Origin of the sequence: Streptomyces sp. NPDC052052 (assembly GCF_040680455.1) — a bacterium.
In the GTDB taxonomy this organism is placed as follows: Bacteria; Actinomycetota; Actinomycetes; order Streptomycetales; family Streptomycetaceae; genus Streptomyces.
In genome coordinates this window covers 20,816-38,118 of sequence record NZ_JBFAWU010000033.1, presented here as the reverse complement: position 1 = coordinate 38,118, position 17,303 = coordinate 20,816, and the positions used below count along the sequence as shown (strand labels likewise).

General features: G+C 69.9%; 17 protein-coding genes and 1 other RNA gene. 6 read left to right on the top strand and 12 right to left on the bottom strand.

The annotated features are described in order from the left end of the window. Window positions 1-22: 22 nt before the first annotated feature. Together AB0L71_RS30180 and AB0L71_RS30175 are read right to left on the bottom strand one after the other, a co-directional pair. Window positions 23-760, bottom strand: coding sequence for a hypothetical protein (locus tag AB0L71_RS30180; protein WP_365248988.1), 738 nt, complete (start codon window positions 758-760; stop codon window positions 23-25). A 218-nt stretch (window positions 761-978) separates the two neighbouring features. Further along, complete coding sequence (locus AB0L71_RS30175; protein ID WP_365248985.1) at window positions 979-1,518, bottom strand: transposase; 540 nt, start codon at window positions 1,516-1,518, stop codon at window positions 979-981. A 93-nt stretch (window positions 1,519-1,611) separates the two neighbouring features. Here AB0L71_RS30175 and AB0L71_RS30170 point away from each other — a divergent pair, with 93 nt between their 5' ends. Beyond that, window positions 1,612-2,487: a glycosyltransferase gene (locus AB0L71_RS30170; protein WP_365248982.1), complete on the top strand. Its 876-nt coding sequence runs from the start codon at window positions 1,612-1,614 to the stop codon at window positions 2,485-2,487. A 127-nt stretch (window positions 2,488-2,614) separates the two neighbouring features. Further along, the gene (locus AB0L71_RS30165; RefSeq protein ID WP_365248979.1) at window positions 2,615-3,658 is read left to right on the top strand and encodes an NAD-dependent epimerase/dehydratase family protein; all 1,044 of its coding nucleotides are present in this window, start codon (window positions 2,615-2,617) and stop codon (window positions 3,656-3,658) included. Here AB0L71_RS30165 and AB0L71_RS30160 read toward each other — a convergent pair whose 3' ends face one another. Further along, a complete protein-coding gene (locus AB0L71_RS30160) occupies window positions 3,659-4,558 on the bottom strand; it encodes a metallophosphoesterase (RefSeq protein WP_365248976.1) in 900 nt (299 codons plus the stop codon). Between the two features lie 459 nt (window positions 4,559-5,017). Here AB0L71_RS30160 and AB0L71_RS30155 point away from each other — a divergent pair, with 459 nt between their 5' ends. Then, a complete protein-coding gene (locus AB0L71_RS30155; RefSeq protein ID WP_365248973.1) occupies window positions 5,018-5,473 on the top strand; it encodes a nuclear transport factor 2 family protein in 456 nt (151 codons plus the stop codon). Window positions 5,474-5,595: 122 nt separating this feature from the next. Here the strand turns inward: AB0L71_RS30155 and AB0L71_RS30150 are convergent, their stop codons facing one another. Next, the gene (locus AB0L71_RS30150) at window positions 5,596-6,531 is read right to left on the bottom strand and encodes an MBL fold metallo-hydrolase (RefSeq protein ID WP_365248971.1); all 936 of its coding nucleotides are present in this window, start codon (window positions 6,529-6,531) and stop codon (window positions 5,596-5,598) included. A 375-nt stretch (window positions 6,532-6,906) separates the two neighbouring features. Between AB0L71_RS30150 and AB0L71_RS30145 the strand changes: the two genes are divergently transcribed. Continuing rightward, entirely contained in the window at window positions 6,907-7,809 is a 903-nt protein-coding gene (locus AB0L71_RS30145; RefSeq protein ID WP_365248968.1) for an aminoglycoside phosphotransferase family protein, read from the top strand. A gap of 146 nt (window positions 7,810-7,955) precedes the next feature. On the opposite strand, the gene AB0L71_RS30140 is transcribed toward AB0L71_RS30145, so the two are convergent. From AB0L71_RS30140 to AB0L71_RS30125, 4 genes are all read right to left on the bottom strand, one after another. Continuing rightward, window positions 7,956-8,657 (bottom strand): amino acid permease, encoded by a 702-nt coding sequence (locus tag AB0L71_RS30140; RefSeq protein WP_365248965.1) that lies wholly within the window; start codon window positions 8,655-8,657, stop codon window positions 7,956-7,958. Window positions 8,658-8,787: 130 nt separating this feature from the next. Next, window positions 8,788-9,189: RNase P RNA component class A (gene rnpB / locus AB0L71_RS30135), an RNA gene on the bottom strand. A gap of 40 nt (window positions 9,190-9,229) precedes the next feature. Further along, window positions 9,230-9,808 carry a Uma2 family endonuclease gene (locus AB0L71_RS30130; protein ID WP_365248962.1) on the bottom strand — a complete coding sequence of 193 codons (579 nt, stop codon included), beginning with the start codon at window positions 9,806-9,808 and terminating at the stop codon, window positions 9,230-9,232. 175 nt (window positions 9,809-9,983) lie between these two features. Continuing rightward, window positions 9,984-11,426, bottom strand: a complete 1,443-nt coding sequence (locus tag AB0L71_RS30125; protein ID WP_365248959.1) for an RNB domain-containing ribonuclease — start codon at window positions 11,424-11,426, stop codon at window positions 9,984-9,986. Window positions 11,427-11,615: 189 nt separating this feature from the next. Here AB0L71_RS30125 and yaaA point away from each other — a divergent pair, with 189 nt between their 5' ends. Further along, entirely contained in the window at window positions 11,616-12,416 is an 801-nt protein-coding gene (yaaA, locus tag AB0L71_RS30120; RefSeq protein ID WP_365248956.1) for a peroxide stress protein YaaA, read from the top strand. A gap of 74 nt (window positions 12,417-12,490) precedes the next feature. After that, window positions 12,491-13,114 carry a bifunctional 4-hydroxy-2-oxoglutarate aldolase/2-dehydro-3-deoxy-phosphogluconate aldolase gene (gene eda, locus AB0L71_RS30115; RefSeq protein ID WP_365248953.1) on the top strand — a complete coding sequence of 208 codons (624 nt, stop codon included), beginning with the start codon at window positions 12,491-12,493 and terminating at the stop codon, window positions 13,112-13,114. Between the two features lie 66 nt (window positions 13,115-13,180). Here eda and AB0L71_RS30110 read toward each other — a convergent pair whose 3' ends face one another. The 4 genes from AB0L71_RS30110 to AB0L71_RS30095 all read right to left on the bottom strand — a co-directional run bounded on the left by AB0L71_RS30110 (window position 13,181) and on the right by AB0L71_RS30095 (window position 17,220). After that, window positions 13,181-14,518 (bottom strand): bifunctional RNase H/acid phosphatase, encoded by a 1,338-nt coding sequence (locus AB0L71_RS30110; RefSeq protein ID WP_365248950.1) that lies wholly within the window; start codon window positions 14,516-14,518, stop codon window positions 13,181-13,183. Next, a complete protein-coding gene (locus tag AB0L71_RS30105; RefSeq protein ID WP_365249054.1) occupies window positions 14,518-15,261 on the bottom strand; it encodes a C4-type zinc ribbon domain-containing protein in 744 nt (247 codons plus the stop codon). The genes AB0L71_RS30110 and AB0L71_RS30105 overlap by 1 nt, the downstream gene beginning before the upstream one ends. Then, window positions 15,258-16,100, bottom strand: a complete 843-nt coding sequence (locus AB0L71_RS30100) for a Nif3-like dinuclear metal center hexameric protein (RefSeq protein ID WP_365248947.1) — start codon at window positions 16,098-16,100, stop codon at window positions 15,258-15,260. The genes AB0L71_RS30105 and AB0L71_RS30100 overlap by 4 nt, the downstream gene beginning before the upstream one ends. Window positions 16,101-16,185: 85 nt before the next feature. Beyond that, entirely contained in the window at window positions 16,186-17,220 is a 1,035-nt protein-coding gene (locus AB0L71_RS30095) for an iron-siderophore ABC transporter substrate-binding protein (protein WP_365248944.1), read from the bottom strand. Window positions 17,221-17,303: the final 83 nt, after the last annotated feature.

Here is a 17,303-nt window from a genome sequence, read left to right as displayed (position 1 = left end):
CGCCTGGGCTCCCGGGGCGTCCCTACCGAGGTCGCATGAGGTGCAAGTCCTCACCCCATGCATCCAGCACCGCATCGTGCCCGGCCCGCCGGGCCGCTGCTTCGACCTGGGCGAAGAGGCGACGTTGTGTGGATACGTCGCCCGTTACTGAGATGTGGTTCGCAGCGCCGAGCAGCAGCTCGGTATCCCAGCCAGGCAGTGGGAATCGGGCAAGTTCCCATTCCAGGTACTTGTTGTAAGGGCGGGGGCGTCGGTCCAGAGCGAAGAGCAACTCCAGCAGGAACCTGGTGCTGTCGGCGGCGTCAAGTCGGGCCGCGAGGGCATGTCCATCGCGGTCGTTCTTGACCGAGCGGTAGAGGGAGTTGGCGTAGGCGTCGAGCCATGCGTCTGCCTCGTGGAAGGCTTCGTCGGCAGCGAGCCGTGCCTTGTCGGCCTGGATCTGGGCGATGACTCCGTCGAGCCGGTCGAGCACGATCCGGGCTCGGGCGAGAGCGTACCGCTCGAAGCCGGGCATTCCGGCGGCGCGGAACTCGTCGAGAGAGAGGATGACGAGGTCGAGTTCTGGGGTGCGGTGCCCCGTGAACCGGGTGAGTTCCGTTGTCGCCCCGTCGACGAGGACGACGTACAGGTCGTGGTCGGAGTGCTCGGTGGCCATGCCTTCGTGGGCCTGGGAACCTTTGAGAACAAGGCCGAGGACAGCCGGATCAGCGGCGGCGAGTTCGACGAACGCATCGTAGGCGAGGTGTTCCTGAGCAGTCATTGCGTGATCTCCGGTGATGTGGTGACGGGTATGCCAGGCGGGCACCCCGGCTCACCTGAGGCGCCCGCACCGTCTGCAGCGGTGCTTGGCCGCCGCACGGAAGATCAACGCACGGGCGGACTCTATCGCCCGGCCTGCCGGGTGATCTCGCATTCGGATGTTTCGGCTCCACCTGGGCGCAGGTCAGCTTTGCTCCGCGAAATCCCGGTCACAGCCACTCATTGACGCTTCCAGGACAGGCTCAAACTGCGGCGAGTCACCGCGCTGCCCAGCGGTGATAACGGCCGAGAGAGGCTTTTGTCCCTGCTCCACCGCGGGTGGATCTTGGTGGTCAGTTCGCCGCTGGAGCGTCCGAGTGCATGGTCAGCCGACTCGACGGTCTCTCCGCCGGGCGGCTCCTTTCTGCAGGTTCCCCTTTTCGCCGCCCCGGTGGCGTGCTGGCGGGCCCGGCAGACGGTGGAGTCAACGCTTACGTCCCAGGTGATCAGCCAGCTGGCGTCCGCTTCAGCCTGGAGCTGGGTGACGATTCCGGCCCGGGGGCTGTCCCGCTGCCGGCGTCGGAACAGGTCGTATACCCGGTCCCACGGGCCATACCGCTCGGGCACATCCCGCCACGAGGCACCGGTCCGGGTTCGCCACCGTATGCCGCCCATCAACTGCCGCCGATTCCACACCCGCGGACGACCTGGCTTGACGCCCTGCAGCAGCAACGGTTCCAGCCGAGCCCACTGGTCGCGTGTCAGATCACCACGCCCCACGGCATGTGGTCACTGCCCTAGATCTACTTTCGCAACAGCGCTGGTGCCACGGCACTAGCATCGGTGCTCTGCCGACCACGGGAGTTTTCCGCCATGTCGATGCCGCGCATCGGAGTTGTCATCGTCACCATGGGCACTCGCCCACGGGAGCTGGAGGCTCTGCTCGCTTCGGTGGAGAAGCAGGATGTCCCTGCGACGCGAGTGGTTCTGGTGGGCAATGCGACGCCCCTCACCGAGGTCGCGACGAGCGCCACGAAGATGCCGCTCGATGAGAATCTGGGCTGTCCCGGCGGCCGCAACGTCGGCTTGAAGATGCTGCGTGACTCGGGCGAGGTCGACGTTGTCATCGAACTGGACGACGACGGCCTGCTCATCGTCGACGACGTGTTCCGCACGGTGCGGCAACTCTTCGCAAAGGACCCCGAGCTGGGGATCATCGGCTTCCGGGTCGCCGACGAACACGGCCATACGGAACGACGCTGGGTGCCCCGGCTACGCGCGGACGATCCGATGCGCCGCGGCCTGGTGACCGCCTTCCTCGGAGGAGGACACGCCTTCTCGATGCCCATGCTGCGACAGATCGACTTGTGGCCGGCGGAGTTCTTCTTCGGGCATGAGGAGTCCGATCTGGCATGGCGTGCGCTTGATGCGGGTTGGAAGATCCTTTACGAACCCGAGCTCGTCCTCCAGCATCCGAAGACGTCCCCTGCCCGGCATGCGGTCTACTACCGGTTCACCGCCCGGAACCGGGTCTGGCTGGCCCGTCGCCGACTGCCGATCCCTTTGATTCCCGTCTATCTCGGTGTGTGGATCCTTCTCACCATGGTGCGGATGCGGTCTCTGACAGGCGTGAAGGCGTGGTGGGGCGGTTTCGCCGAGGGTGCGCGGACACCGTGCGGCCCACGCGGGCCGATGAAGTGGCGGACGGTGTGGCGTATGACCCGGTTGGGTCGCCCGCCGATCCTCTGAGGAGCAACTGGGGGTGCGAGGTGCGTTTCTCCCGGCCCGGAACAAGGGCGGTTCACCCACGGAGTAACGCGTCTGCTTGCGGCGTATTCCTGTGTGATCACCAGGTTCTGAACGCAGACTCGACGGCATGAGACTTCTGGTGATCGGCGGATCAGTGTTCCTCGGACGGGCTTTCGCCCAGGAGGCGTTGCGACGCGGCTGGGAGGTGACCACGTTCAACCGAGGCAGGACCTGCGCCGACCTGAACGGCGTGGAAGTTGTGCGCGGCGACCGGGAGCGCCCTCAGGATCTGGCGCGGCTTGCCGAGGCCGGCCCCTGGGACGCGATTGTGGATGTGTGCGGCTACGTTCCCCGCGTCGTCGGGGCCTCGGTCGAAGCCCTGGCCGAGTCCGCGTCGACGTATCTGTTCATCTCCTCGATCAACGCCCGTCCCGGCTGGCCTGCGGAGCCCGTTGACGAGAGCTCGCCCCGTCACCGCGGCAGCAAGGACGCGGGTCCGGAGGACGGCGACTACGGGGTGCTGAAGGCCGGCTGCGAGATGGCGGTGGAGCAGGGTTTCCCCGGGCGCACACTGATCCTTGAACCCGGCCTCATCGTCGGACCGCATGACCTCACACGACGTCTCACCTGGTGGCTGCGCCGCGCCGCCCAGGGCGGCCGGATGGTCGCTCCAGGCGCGCCCGACCGAGAGATGCAGCTGATCGATGTCCGTGATGTCGCGATCTTTGGCCTGGACCGGATCGAGGCCGAGGACGCCGGGATGTACCTGGTCAGCGGTACGCCCGCGAACGCGACCTGGGGGAGGTTCCTGGGCGCCTGCGTCGCAGAGACCGACGGCGAGGCAGAACTGGAGTGGGTGGACGATCAGATCCTGACCGAGCACGAGGTCAAGGTCTGGACCGAGCTTCCGTTGTGGGCCCCGCGGGAAGGGGAGACGGCAGCGGTCTGGAAGCCCAGTTCAGCCAAGGCCATAGCCGCGGGCCTGCACTGCCGCCCCATCGAGGAATCCATCCACTCCACCGCCACCTGGCTGTTCGGCCCCGGCGGGCTCGACGAGGCGTTCGGCGAGAGTCGCACGGGCCGGGAGGCCCAGGGCATCACGCCCGAGCGCGAGCAGATCCTGCTGAGAGCGGCAGGTGTGCGGCCGAACGGGTCCGGACGCCTGATGTGATCACCGTGCCAGCCCGTCGCCGGCCGCCCCCGGCGCGGTGACGCCGCTGTCGTCGTACGGAAGGATCCGCCGCAGCAGCCCCTTGGGGTGGCCCCGCTTGCGCCACTCCCTGGGATAGCCGATCGACACCTCTTCGAAGCGCACCCCGTCGTACCAGGTCGTGCGGGGGATGTGCAGATGGCCGTAGACCATGGCGGCCACGTTGAAGCGCCGGTGCCAGTCGGCGGTGAGTTCGGTGCCGCACCACTGGGCGAACTCGGGGTAGGTCAGGATGTCCATCGGTTCGCGGACCAGGGGCCAGTGACTGGCGATGACCAGCGGGATCTCCGGGTCGTGGGCGGCCAGACGCCGTTCGGTCTCCGCCACCCGCTCCCGGCACCAGGCGTCTCGGCTGGGGTACGGGTCGGGGTGCAGCAGATACTCGTCGGTGCACACCACTCCCGTCTCGTGCGCGTAGGCGAGGGACTCCTCCTTGGTCGTCGTGCCCGGTGCCCGGAAGCTGTAGTCGTACAGCAGGAACACGGGCGCGACGGCCACCGGCCCCTGGGGGCCGGACCACACCGGGTACGGGTCCTGCGGAGTGGCCACCCCGAGTCCGCGGCACACCTCGACCAGATGCTCATACCGTTCGCGGCCCCGCAGTTGGACCGGGTCGTGGGTGGTCGTCCACAGTTCGTGGTTCCCCGGGGTCCAGATCACCCGGGAGAAGCGGCTCACGAGCAGCCGTAGCGCCCGCTCCACCTCCTCGACCTTCTCCGCGACGTCTCCGGCGACGATGAGCCAGTCCTCGTCCGAGTCCGGCCGCAGGGACTCGACGAGGGGACGGTTGTCCGCGATTCCGACGTGAAGGTCGCTCACCGCGAGCAGCGACCCACTGTTGCCATGGGCACGATCGGACATGGAGAACCCTTCCCGAGGAGTGACTGGACAAGATCGTGCCTCACGAACGCGCCCGGCGCAGCCCTCGACCGGCCGTCACACGGGTGTCAGGGGGGAGTTGCCCACGACTGGGCCTGATCCACTGTGAGGGGCATCCGAGATCAGGGGCTTCGGCCCCGGGAAGGCGACGGCCATGATGGAGAGCACGGCTCAGTACACCGGTCCGACCCCGCCCCCGACTCCCCCGACTCCCCCGACTCCCCCGAGGGTCATGCGTCAGTCTCAACTAGGTCTAATATCACGGGTGTTGTACGTTTTCTCGCATCCTGACTGGGCCATCTCCCTCCATGTACGCTGAGCAAAATTGCGTCCTGGCACCCCGTTTCGATACGGGGAGCCAGTGACAGTGATCTGGCGGCGCGGGCCAGAATGCTGATCGCGCCGCGTCAGCCGGACAAGGACATGAGATCGGAGTGATGAGTGCCCATAGACGCACCCGCGGCCACCCGTGCTGTCGTGGAGGAGCTGTTGCACCGGATCGGTGCGGGCTATCCCGAGAGCATCGCTCAGATGTATGCCGAGCAGGTCGACTGGAAGCTGGACTGGCCGGAGGCCGAGCACGGTCGGGCCGCTACCCCATGGATCCGTCACCGTTCAACCCGCGCCGATGCCGCCGCCCACTTCCGCGATCTCGCCGAGCACCATGCGCCTGAGCGCGCGGCGACCGAGATCGAGCGCATTTTCGTCGACGGCCGTGACGCGATCGTGCTCGGCGAGATCCGTCAGACCGCTCGCTCCACCGGACGCGCTTATCGCGCTCGGTTCGCTCTGCACCTCACCGTCGAAAACGGGCTTGTCACCCGGCATCATGTGTACGAAGACAGCCTTGCCGTCACCCAAGCGTTCGACGCGAAGGGGTCGAGTGAAGCCCGCTGAGGAATCCGTGGCACTCGGCACGCTCCCGGTCCGGGCGTCAGCGAGGCCGCCCTCGCCCGCCTCCGGGCGGGGCGGGCGAACGGCCGACGGCGGTCACACGCCACACCTACGGTGTCGGCCCGTCAGGCGAACGGGGCGAACGGTGTCCACGGTTCCGGCAGGAGCACCGTCACTCCGTCGGCCTCGCCCTTCTTGAAGACGAAGTCCATGGCCGGGACGACGTCGTCCAGCATCGTGGGCATGGCCGGCAGCGGGCCGCCGAGGAGCGGGGTGGCGAAGTCGTCCCAGTGGACAGGAAAGACCGCGCGGGCACCCGTGGCCCCGACCACTTCGTTCCAGTACGCCTCACGGAACTCCGAAGGCTGCTGCCCCAGCATGCCGACGCCCAGGTAGACGGCGTCGGCGGAGTGCGCGGAGAGCTTGCCAGGTACGAAGTTCGCGCTCGCCTGGACCAGTGTGGTTCCCGATGCGTGACGCACCAGCAGCGACCAGCACTCGCCGGTCTGCCAGGCCGAGAACGGGGCGGGCGGGACCACCGGCTGCTCGACCCGTCCCGGGGCGAGGTCTCCGGGGCAGTGCACACTCTCGATCAGGGTGACTTCGAAGTCGTCGAAGGCGAGCGACTCGCCGTCCCTGACGGTGCGCAGCAGGTCTTCGGGCAGGCCGTAGCCGCGCCCAATGTTCGCTGTCGATCCCGAACCGATCAGCGGAGCACGGTACTTGGCGCTGATGAGCGGCGCGTCGAGGGCATGGTCGTAGTGCGAGTGGACACAGACGACGGCATCGAGGGCGTGCACTCCGGCCCGTTCCAGACAGGCATCGATCACGGCCGGGTCGGGGGCGATGGGGTCGCCCAACTGCGCCCAGGAGGGCCGGGAGAAGAACCCGTCGACCATCAGCGCCGTGCTCCCGGCCCTGATCAGCATGCTGGAGGTACCGAAGAAGGACACGGTGAGGTCGTCGGGCCCGGGGGCCGAGGCGCGTCCTGCGGTCGTGGGGTAGTGGCTGAGGTCGGGGCGGTCCGTCAGACCTGTCCCGTCGGCTTCGTTCACAGACATGGCACTCCCTCGAAGATGTCCGGGTCATCAAGGGTGACCTTTTCCCGGGGCGAGTGGTACCGGAAACCGGGAAAAGGCGATGCCGGTCCCGGCATCGAACTCCACGGTCCATCAGCGAATCAACTTGCCTGCCGTGGCAGAGGGTTTGATGCCCGAAAGGGACCGCCCCCGTATCCGCTCCGGACCCATGGGACCGAAGTTTTCCCTCCAGTCCTGGCCGGGGGCGGGGGCGGGGGCGGACTGCCCCACGCCGCCGGCCTCGATCCGGCGTTCGGATGTGGCGACGACGACCGAGCTCCATGAACGAACACAGTCGTTGTACGGACCGTGCTCCTAGGATGCGCAGAACTGCATCGACCACCTGCGGGGGACGTGTTGAGAGAGTTGGCCTGCGTCGCACCAGAGGTCCGGGACCGGCTCGTCGTCCGGTTCGGGGCTGATGTGCTCGGCTGGTGCGACGAGTTGCCGGCTCTCGTCCATGAACTCGTTTCCCGATGGAATCTGGATCCCGTTGCGGCGGGTGGCGGAGGCACCTCGCGGGTGTTCCGCTGCGTGCGGCGTGGCACCGGTGCCACGGTATGGCTGAAGCTCACGCCGGAGCCCTTGATCGCCCGCGAGGAGGCCGAAGCCCTTCGGACCTGGGCAGGCACGCCGTCGGTGGTCACGCTGCTGGCAGAGGACCTGGCGGCCGGGGCCCTGCTGCTGGAGAGCGTGGAACCCGGAGTGCCGGTGCGGCAGCTCGTTTGGAACGTGTCCGAGGTCGCGGCCCTGCTGCGAGATCTGCGGGGCTCATCTGCCGCCCCAGGGGAACACTCGGTACTGCGGCCTCTCTCCCACCGGATCGACTTTCTCTTCGACCTGACTGGACGCAGGCTGGCGGCGGCCCGCGCGAACGGCCTGGTTGCCCCGTCGGTGCTCGGTCAGGCACGGGCGGCGGCCCTGGAACTCGCCGCCAGTGGGCCTGTGGGACTCGTGCATGGTGATCTCCATCCGGCCAACGTGCTGTCCGGTCCGGGCGCCCGTTTGGTGGCGATCGACCCGAGGCCAGCGTGGGGCGACCCGGACTTCGACGCTGTGGACTGGGTGCTTGAAGGAGTTACGGATCCGGCCGTGCTGGAGCAGAGGATCGAGGAGCTGGCGGCGCTGGTTCCCGACCTGTCCGCTCATCGCCTACTGGATTGGTGCCGGGCCCTGACCGCCCTCACCGCGGTTCCCCGAATGTGCGCGGGGCGGGACGACGCCGAGACCCGGTTCCTCATGGCCCTGGCCGACGGCTGACCGCCTGGTGGCTGTGATCGGATCGATCCGCCCAGTCGTCGCCTCTCGCCTGTCGGTTGCTGCGAGCGTCCGGATCACACTCTGATCCGAGCGCCCGCGTCGAGCCACAGCCTGATCACCTCATCTGCGACCAGCAGTTACGGAACTCAGCTCGCGTCCTCGGAACCCAGACGCACCGCGTCGTGCTCGACGCCACTCGTCTTGGCGGGATCAGATACCGTTGTCGCCTCGTGGACACCCGGCGAGACGCTGGAGCGTCCACGCATCGCTACCAGCCGCTGGTGGATCTCCGCTGCCTCCTCCGTGGTGTCACCGCCGGACAGAATCGCATAGTGGTCCGGACGGTTGCGGCGCAGCCAGTAGCCGAAGTACAGGCCGAAGACAGCAACCGCCGGCACGATCCAGGGCACGTAGCTCATATAGGGCTCGTCGGAGCCCGTGATGTAGGTGAACGCATGGATCTCGACCACGAATGCCGCGGCAAGCAGGACCGCGGCAAGCACGGGGGCGACAAACGTCGACCAGAAGGAACGCTCACTCTTCGGGAGCCGAAGGAAGTACCGCACGACGGCGATGGAGCACAAGCACTGGAGGCTGGTGGCGCCCAAGGCGGCGAGCCCGAAGCCGATCGGAGAGACCTCGAGGTACGGATCCACCCCCACGAAGGCACATCCGAGGATGACGATCAGCTGGACGGCGCCCAGCACCCACAAGGCGGCGCTGGGAGAGTGATGCCGGTTCCTGCGGCTCAGGACGCGCGGAAGCAGACCCTCCATCGCAAGGCTCTGGAAGTATCGGCAGGTGAGGTTGGTGCTCGCCAGTGCACACGCGAGCTGAGAGCAGGACACCCACGGACAGCGTCCACACACCCTCAGACCCCAGGTAGGGGTCCGCGACCGTGAACGGATAGGCCGCCGGGTCCTTGGTGAGGGCCTCCCCCATGGCCGGGTTTGCCTGGGGCAAAGCCGCGGATAGCGGCAGACGAGTCGGGCTGTACGCCGGGTTCTGTCACCCGGTCGCCTCGCGGCGGCCGGGGAGACGGCCATCCATCTAGGACCGGCATTGCTGCCGGCCTCGTGCGGTCTACCCGCGAACTCGGGCGGGCCGCCCTCGAACATTCGCGCAGGGTCGCCTTGCGGCGGCCCCTCTTGACCTTGCTCCGGGTGGGGTTTACCTAGCCGCCTGAGTCACCTCAGGCGCTGGTGGTCTCTTACACCACCGTTTCACCCTTACCGAGGACCGAAGTCCCCGGCGGTCTGTTTTCTGTGGCACTGTCCCGCGGGTCACCCCGGGTGGCCGTTAGCCATCACCCTGCCCTGTGGAGCCCGGACGTTCCTCGGGGAGATCCGAGGATCCCCACGCGGCCGTCCGCCCGGCTCGTCTGCCGTGTCGACCATGCTACCCGGCGGGGCGGGGTGACTCAGACGAAGTCCGCGGTGCCCAGCTCGAAGCCGAACGGCTCGGGAAGGGAGAGCTTCTTGCCGAACGGAACCGTGCAGCGCTGTCGGTAGTCGTCGCCCTCGGGGTCGCTGAACAGCGTCACCGAGGACTCCTCGCGGTCTACCAAGAGGTAGAGGGGGATGGGGCCGCGGGCGTAGCAGTGACGCTTGTCCGCGCGGTCGACCCGGAGCTTGGACGAGGTGACCTCGACGACGAGGGCCACCCCTGCGCAGGGCATCCACGGATCCGCGCCCCGGTACAGACGCAGTTCGGTGGGGGCGAAGGTGCCGTCCGGAATGACGTGGTTCTTGGGGCAGCGTCCGCCGCTGCTCAGCTTCAGCCCCTTGTTCCCGGAGAAGTCCATGTCGGTCCGGGCGTGCCTGATCACCTGGTCCAGGACCAGCCCGATGCAGTCCTCGTGATCCCCGTCCGGCGGCGGCGTCACCACGATGTCGCCCTCGATCAGCTCGGCCCGGAAGCCCTCCGGCGTATCCAGGGCCAGGAAGCCCTCCAGAAGAACTTCTGCCTGCGCGAGCGGCTCATGTGCCCTGGCGGTCATGCCACGCCCTTTCCTCGATCGCTCGCCAGCCTGGGACATCGTGGGACCAGCCGTCCGCGAGATCGGGTTTCTTCCCTCGACCGTGGCGCAGGAGGGCGCGGGCTCGTCAGAAGCGGACGGGTGACCGGTGCGCCGTGTCACCCCGAGGCCGGGGCCGCCGCGGCCCCGGCCGCGCTCACGCGGGCGTGAAGAGGATCTTCGCCGTGCCGGGATCCGCCTGGGTGAGCCGGACCCGCAGCCGCTCCCCCAGCGGGAGCCGGGCCGTGCCGCCCTCGATCCGGGCGATGACGGCCGGGGTCTCGATGTGGACGGTGCCCGTGGTGGGCTCCTGGTCCTTCACGTCGACCACGTACGCGTCGAAGACCTCGCCGACCCGGTCCATGAGCAGGGCGGCCTCGACCACGTCGACGCACTCGCGTTCCACCGTGTTGGCGCGTCTGGTGCCGTCCGCCATCTCCTTCGGCAGGCCGGGCAGCGCGGCGAGGACCCACTCGGGCGGTTCGTGTTCCGCGACCGCGGCGAGGCACAGTTCGGCCGCGTACCGGTCGACGAGGCGGCGCAGCGGGGCGGTGCAGTGCGTGTAGAGGTCGGCGACGGCGGCGTGGACGGCGGGGGTGGGGAGTTCGCCGTGCTCGAAGACGGTGTAGTCGGCGCCGCGCAGCAGGGTGGTGCAGTCCTGGAGGAACGCGGCGTGGTCCGCCCTTCGCGGGTCGAGGGAGCGGACCACCTCGGCGTACGGGACATGGTGCGGCCAGTCGATGCGCAGCGCCCCGGCCGAGCGGCGGAGCCGGGCCACGGCGCCGTCGGGGGCGACCGGCAGGGTGCGCAGAATGCCGGTGCCGGTCTCGGCCATGAGGTGGGCGGCGGCCATGCCGGTGAGGAGGGAGATCTGGGCGTTCCAGCCCTCGGCGGGCAGGGTGGCGCGGTATTCCAGGTCGTAGGCGCCGTCGCGGGCGACGATCTCCTGTTCGGGCACGTTGAGGGAGATGCCGCCGCGGGCGATCTCCTGCTCCTCGCGGAGCCGTCCGATGGTCCGGAGCAGGGCCAGGGGCTCTTCGGCGGTTTCGGTGTCGATCTGCCGTTGGACGCCCGCGTAGTCGAGTTTGGCGCGGCTGCGGACGAGGGCCCGGCGTACCGAGGTGTCGACGGCGCCGCCCTCGGGGTCGAGGTCGATCTGCCAGAGGAGTGCGGGGCGGGTCTGGCCGGGGAGGAGGCTGGCGGCGCCCTCGGAGAGCAGGGCGGGGTGGAGGGGCACTTTCCCGTCGGGGAAGTAGAGGGTCGTCACCCGGCGGTGGGCCTCGGTGTCGAGTGCGCCGCCGGGGCGTACGAAGGCCGCGACATCGGCGATGGCGTAGTGGACGCGGAAGCCCCGGTGCCGGCGTTCGAGGTGCATGGCCTGGTCGAGGTCGGTCGAGGTGGGCGGGTCGATGGTGAAGAGCGGCAGGTCGGTCAGGTCCTCGTGGTGGGCCACCGTGGGTGCGCCGGCCGCCCGCTCCGCCTCGGCGAGGACGTCGGGCGGGAAGCCGTCGGGCAGTTCGAGTGTGGTGCGCAGCGTGCGCAGGGCCGCCCTCAGGGGGGTCTCGGCGGGCCCGGTGACATGGAGATGACGGCGGGGCATGGACCGAGCGTAGGGCGGGGCGGGCCGGGCGGCATCCCGGGTGGTGGCGGGGTCCGGGCCGGGGCCAAGTCCGCAGGGTGCGGCCCGTCCCGGGTGCTCGGGAGGGCGGCGGGGCGGTGCGCGCGTCCCCGTAGGCTGGTACGAAGGCCTGCTCGGGCCGCTTGCCTGTGCGTACGAAGGAGAACCGCCGTGCTCGTGCTGTTGCCGCCCTCCGAAGGAAAGGCCGCGTCGGGGCGCGGGGCACCTCTGAAGCCGGAGTCGCTGTCGCTGCCGGGCCTGGCGGCGGCGCGGGCCGCGGTGCTCGACGAGCTGGTGGAGCTGTGCGCGGCGGACGAGGAGAAGGCGCGCACGGTGCTCGGACTGAGCGAGGGGCTGCGGGGCGAGATAGCGAAGAACGTCGAGCTGCGGACGGCGGGGACGCGTCCGGCCGGGGAGATCTACACCGGGGTGCTGTACGACGCCCTGGATCTGGCCTCCCTGGATGCGGCGGCGAAGCGGCGGGCCGGGACGTCGTTGCTGGTGTTCTCGGGGCTGTGGGGCGCGGTGCGGGTGGGCGACCGGATTCCCTCGTACCGCTGCTCGATGGGGGTGAAGCTGCCGGGGCTGGGGGCGCTCGGGGCGTACTGGCGCGGGCCGATGGCGGAGGTGATGCCGGAGGCGGCCGGGGACGGGCTCGTCCTTGATCTGCGGTCCTCCGCGTACACCGCGGCCTGGAAGCCGAAGGGTGAGGTGGCGGAGCGCACGGCGGGGGTGCGGGTGCTGCACTCCCAGTGGGTGGACGGGGTCGAGAAGCGGTCCGTGGTCAGCCACTTCAACAAGGCGACGAAGGGCCGGATGGTCCGCGATCTGCTGCTGGCGGGCGCGCGGCCGAAGGGGCCCGTGGAGTTGGTGGAGGTCCTGCGGGATCTCGGCTACACGGTGGAGGTGGAGGCCCCCGCACGGGCGGGGCGGGCGTGGTCGCTCGATGTCGTGGTGAACGAGATCCACTGACCTGACGGAGTCATGCGTTGCACCCTGCGCAACGCGCTTTGCGCAGGGTGCGTGGGACGCGGCAGGATGAGCGCGTGCTTCCCTCCTCCGTGCTGGACCTCGCCCCCGTCATGCCCGTCGTCGTCCTGGCGGACGCGGCCGATGCGGTGCCGCTGGCCCGCGCGCTGGTCGCGGGCGGCCTGCCGGCCATCGAGGTGACGCTGCGCACCGCCGCGGCGCTGGACGCGATCAGGGCGATCGCGTCCGAGGTGCCGGACGCGGTCGTCGGGGCCGGCACGGTGATCTCGGCACAGAACGTCTCCGACACGGTGGCGGCCGGGGCCCGGTTCCTGGTCGGGCCCGGCTGGACGGACACGCTGCTGGACGCGATGAAGGCGTCGGGGGTGCCGTTCCTGCCGGGCGTCTCGACGACGTCCGAGGTGGTCGCGCTGCTGGAGCGCGGGGTGAGCGAGATGAAGTTCTTCCCGGCCCAGGCAGCGGGGGGCACCGCCTATCTGAAGGCGCTCGCCTCGCCGCTGCCGCAGGCCCGGTTCTGCCCGACGGGCGGCATCTCGGCCGCCTCCGCGCCGTCCTATCTGGCACTGCCCAACGTCGGCTGCGTGGGCGGCAGTTGGATGGTCCCGGCGGACGCGGTGGCGGCGAAGGACTGGGCGCGAGTGGAGCGGCTGGCGAGCGAGGCGGCGGCCCTGCGCGGCTGATCCCGCCCACCCCGCAGCACCTGAGCCCACCGGGTCCGCTCCCCTGTCGCAGGGGAGCGTTACGACTCAGAGGCCCCGGCGTACGTCGTCGTCCGCGCGGTCGGCCGGACGGGGCTCGCGCTCCTCCCTCAGGTGCGAGGTGTCGTTCAGCAGCCTGAGGGACGCGTTCCCGTCCGCGTAGTACGCCACCGCGGACACCGAGGCCGCCGAGAGTTCCATGCGGAACATCGCTTCCGGCGGGGCGCCGAGCGCCAGCCGGACCAGGGTCTTGATCGGCGTCACATGGGTGACCAGGAGGACCGTACGTCCCGCGTAACGGGAGGTCAGGCGGTCACGGGTGGCCGCGACGCGGCGGGCGACCTCGGCGAAGCTCTCGCCGCCCCCGGTGGGTGCCGCCTTGGCGGAGGCGAGCCAGGTGTCCAGGTCGGGGCCGTAGCGCTCGCGCACCTCGGCGAAGGTCAGCCCCTCCCAGGCACCGAAGTCCGTCTCGCGCAGGCCGTCCTCGATCCGGACGTCCAGGCCGAGCCGGGCCGCCACCGCGGCCGCCGTCTCGCGGCAGCGGCGCAGCGGGGAGCTGACGATCTCCTCGATCGTGCCCCGGGCGGCCAGCGCATGGGCGATGCGTTCGGCCTGATGGCGGCCGGTCGCCGAGAGGGCGGGATCGCTACCGCCGCTGCCGGAGAACCGCTTCTCGGGGGTGAGGGCCGTCTCACCGTGCCGCAGCAGGACGAAGGTGGCGGGTGCCCCGAGATCGGGCGCCGCGCTCCAGCCCACCTGGGGTGTGGCCGGGGCTGCGGCGGCCGTCGCCGGGGACGCCGCTGCGGGACGGGCGGCCAGTGCGGCGCGGGCCCTGGCCGCGCCCGCCGCCGCGTCGCCGGGCGGGCCCGAGACCGGTGGCAGGACGGCGGTCGTCGAGGACCGGGGCACGTCGAGGGCAGCCGTCGAGGCCGACGGCTCCCACTGCCTGCCGCGTTTGCCCGCGTCCATCGCCTCGTTGGCGAGACGGTCCGCGTGCTTGTTCTTCTCCCGCGGGATCCACTCGTAGGTGATGGCGGAGGCGGGCAGGATCGCGGCGGCCCGTGCCGCGAGCGGCTTCATGTCGGGGTGCTTGATCTTCCAGCGGCCCGACATCTGTTCCACGACCAGCTTGGAGTCCATCCGGACCAGCACCTGGAGCGCGGTGTGCGCCGAGGCGTCCGGCACCAGTGCCCGCACCGCCTCCAGGCCCGCGATGAGGCCCTGGTACTCGGCGACGTTGTTCGTCGCGACGCCGATGTACTTCGCGGCCTCGGCGAGGGTCTCGCCCGTCCCCGGGTCGATGACGACCGCGCCGTAACCGGCGGGCCCCGGGTTGCCCCGGGAACCGCCGTCGGCCTCGATGACGAAACGGCGCGGCTGGGTCATTACAGGCCCGACTCCGCCGTGCGGACCAGGATGCGGCGGCAGTTCTCGCAGCGCAGGACGGTGTCCGGGGAGGCGGCCTTCACGTCGTTGACCTCGGTGATGTTCAGTTCGAGGCGGCAGCCCTCGCAGCGGCGCTGGTAGAGGCGGGCCGCGCCGATCCCGCCCTGCTGCTCGCGGAGCTTGTCGTACAGCTTCAGCAGGTCCGCGGGAACGGAACCGGCCACGAGCCCGCGCTCCTTGGTGACGGTCTGGACCTCGTCGTCGAGTTCCCGGGTCGCGGCGTCGCGGCGGGCGGTCGCGTCGTCGACCTTGGACTGGACGGCGGCGACCCGGTCGGACAGCTCGGTGACGCGTTCCTGGGCGGACTCGCGGCGCTCCATGACCTCGAGGACCACGTCCTCCAGGTCGCCCTGACGCTTGGCCAGCGAGGCGATCTCGCGCTGGAGGCTCTCCAGGTCCTTGGGCGAGGTCACCGCGCCCGAGTCCAGGCGCTGCTGGTCGCGGGTGGCGCGCTGGCGCACCTGGTCGACGTCCTGCTCCGCCTTGGTCTGCTCGCGGGTGGTGTCGCTCTCCTCGGTCTGCGCGGCGACCAGCAGGTCACGCAGTTGGGCGAGGTCGCTGGTGAGCGACTCGATCTCGGCGTGCTCGGGCAGCGACTTGCGCCGGTGTGCGAGCTGCGACAGGCGTACGTCGAGGGCCTGGACATCGAGAAGACGGATCTGGTCGGCGGGCGCGGCGTTCAGTTGGGGGCTCCAGAAGAGTGGTGGGTGGTGGTGGTCCAGGGGTCGGTGACCTGCTTCGAGACATGGACCCGCAGATCCCATCCGTGGCGGTCGGAAATCGCGTCGAGCTGCGCTGCGGCCTGTTCGCACCAGGGCCATTCGGTGGCCCAGTGCGCGGCGTCGAGCAGGCCGAGCGGGGAGTGCTGGATCGCCTCGGAGGCCGGGTGGTGGCGCAGGTCGGCGGTGAGGAAGGCGTCGACGCCTGCGGCGCGCACCGCGTCGAAGAGGCTGTCGCCGGAGCCGCCGCTGACCGCGACGGTGCGCACCGTCGCTGCGGGGTCGCCCGCAAGCCGGATGCCCTGCGCGGTGGCGGGCAGCCGGGCGGCGGCGCGGGCGGCGAGGTCGGCCAGGCTCTCGGGGTGGTCGAGCACGCAGATGCGACCGAGGCCGCGGCGGCCCGTGGGATCGGACGGATCCGGCACGAGAGGCCTCTCGACGCGCAGGTCGAGCGCACCGGCGAGGGCGTCGGAGACGCCCGGGTCGGCGGTGTCGGCGTTGGTGTGGGCGACGTGCAGCGCGATGTCGTGCTTGATGAGGGTGTGCACGACGCGGCCCTTGAAGGTGCCGGCCGCGACCGTCGTGGTGCCCCGCAGATAGAGCGGGTGGTGGGTGACGATCAGCTGGGCGCCGAGCCGGCGGGCCTCGTCGACGATGGTCTGGACGGGGTCGACGGCGAAGAGCACCCGGTCGACCTGGGCGTCGGGGTCTCCGCACACGGTGCCGACGGCGTCCCAGCCTTCGGCCCGCTCGGGCGGCCAGAGGGCGTCGAGCTCGGCGAGGACTTCAGACAGACGGGGCACAAGGAAAGGCTACCTGCCCTCCGTGCCCCGTCGTCCATGGCTTCGTCGACCCGTGATGACGGGCTGGCGGCGTGCGTGGAAGTCGTTACTTCACAAGGTCGGCACGGAGGTCGTCGAGGACCAGGTTCGCGGCCGTGACACCGAGGCCGAGGTACCAGGTCTCGTCGGAGACGTCCTTGGCCCGGCCCTCCTTGACCGCCTCGAGGTTCTTCCACAGCGGGTTGGACTGGGCGGTGTCCCGCTTGGTGGCCTTCACGTCGCCGTAGACGCCGGTGAAGATCCAGTCGGCGTCGGCCTCGTCGATCTTCTCCGGGCTGATCTCCGCGGCGAGGTCGTCGATCTGCTGGTTCTTGGGCCGCGGCAGACCGACGTCCTCGAGGATCGTGCCGATGAAGGACGCCTTGGCGTAGAGGCGGATACGGTCCGGCAGGTAGCGGACCATCGAGATGGTCGGCTTGTCCGGGCCGATGTCCTCGCCGAGCTTCTTCGCGTTCGCCTCATAGGCGCTGAGCTCGCTCTTCGCCTTGGCGGTCTTGTCCAGCGCCGCGGCGTTGAGGAGGTAGTTCTCCTTCCAGGTGAAGCCCGGGCGGATGGAGAACACGGTGGGCGCGATCTTGGAGAGCGCGTCGTACTTGTCGGCGGCGCGCAGCTGGCTACCGAGGATCAGGTCGGGCTTCAGGCCGGCGATCGCCTCGAGGTTGAGGTTGTTGATCGTGCCGACGTTCTTCGGGTCGCCCGCCGCCTTCTTCAGGTAGGAGGGGATGGCCACGTCGCCCTCGGAGGGCGCGTAGCCGACCGGCTTCACACCCAGCGAGACGACGTTGTCGAACTCGCCGACGTCCAGCACGACGACCCGCTTGGGGGCGGACTTGATCTCGGTCTTGCCCATGGCGTGGGTGAGGGTCCGGGGGAACTCTCCGGCCTGGGCGTCGGTCCCGTACTCCGCCGTCTTCTTCGCGGCGTCGCCGAAGTCCTTGCCGCCCGTCGCGACGGCAGCCTTCTTGTCGCTGCCGCTGTCCGACGCGTCCTTGCCGGAGTCGTCACTTCCGCAGGCGGAAAGGGAAAGGGCGGCGGCCACAGCCAGGCCGACTGCGGCGGTACCGCGGCGACGAAGGGACATCACTTCTCCAGTTGACGATCACACAGGTTCAGCTTAGGAATGCCTTACCTTACGCATTCGCCCCACATCGAGCACAACCACCC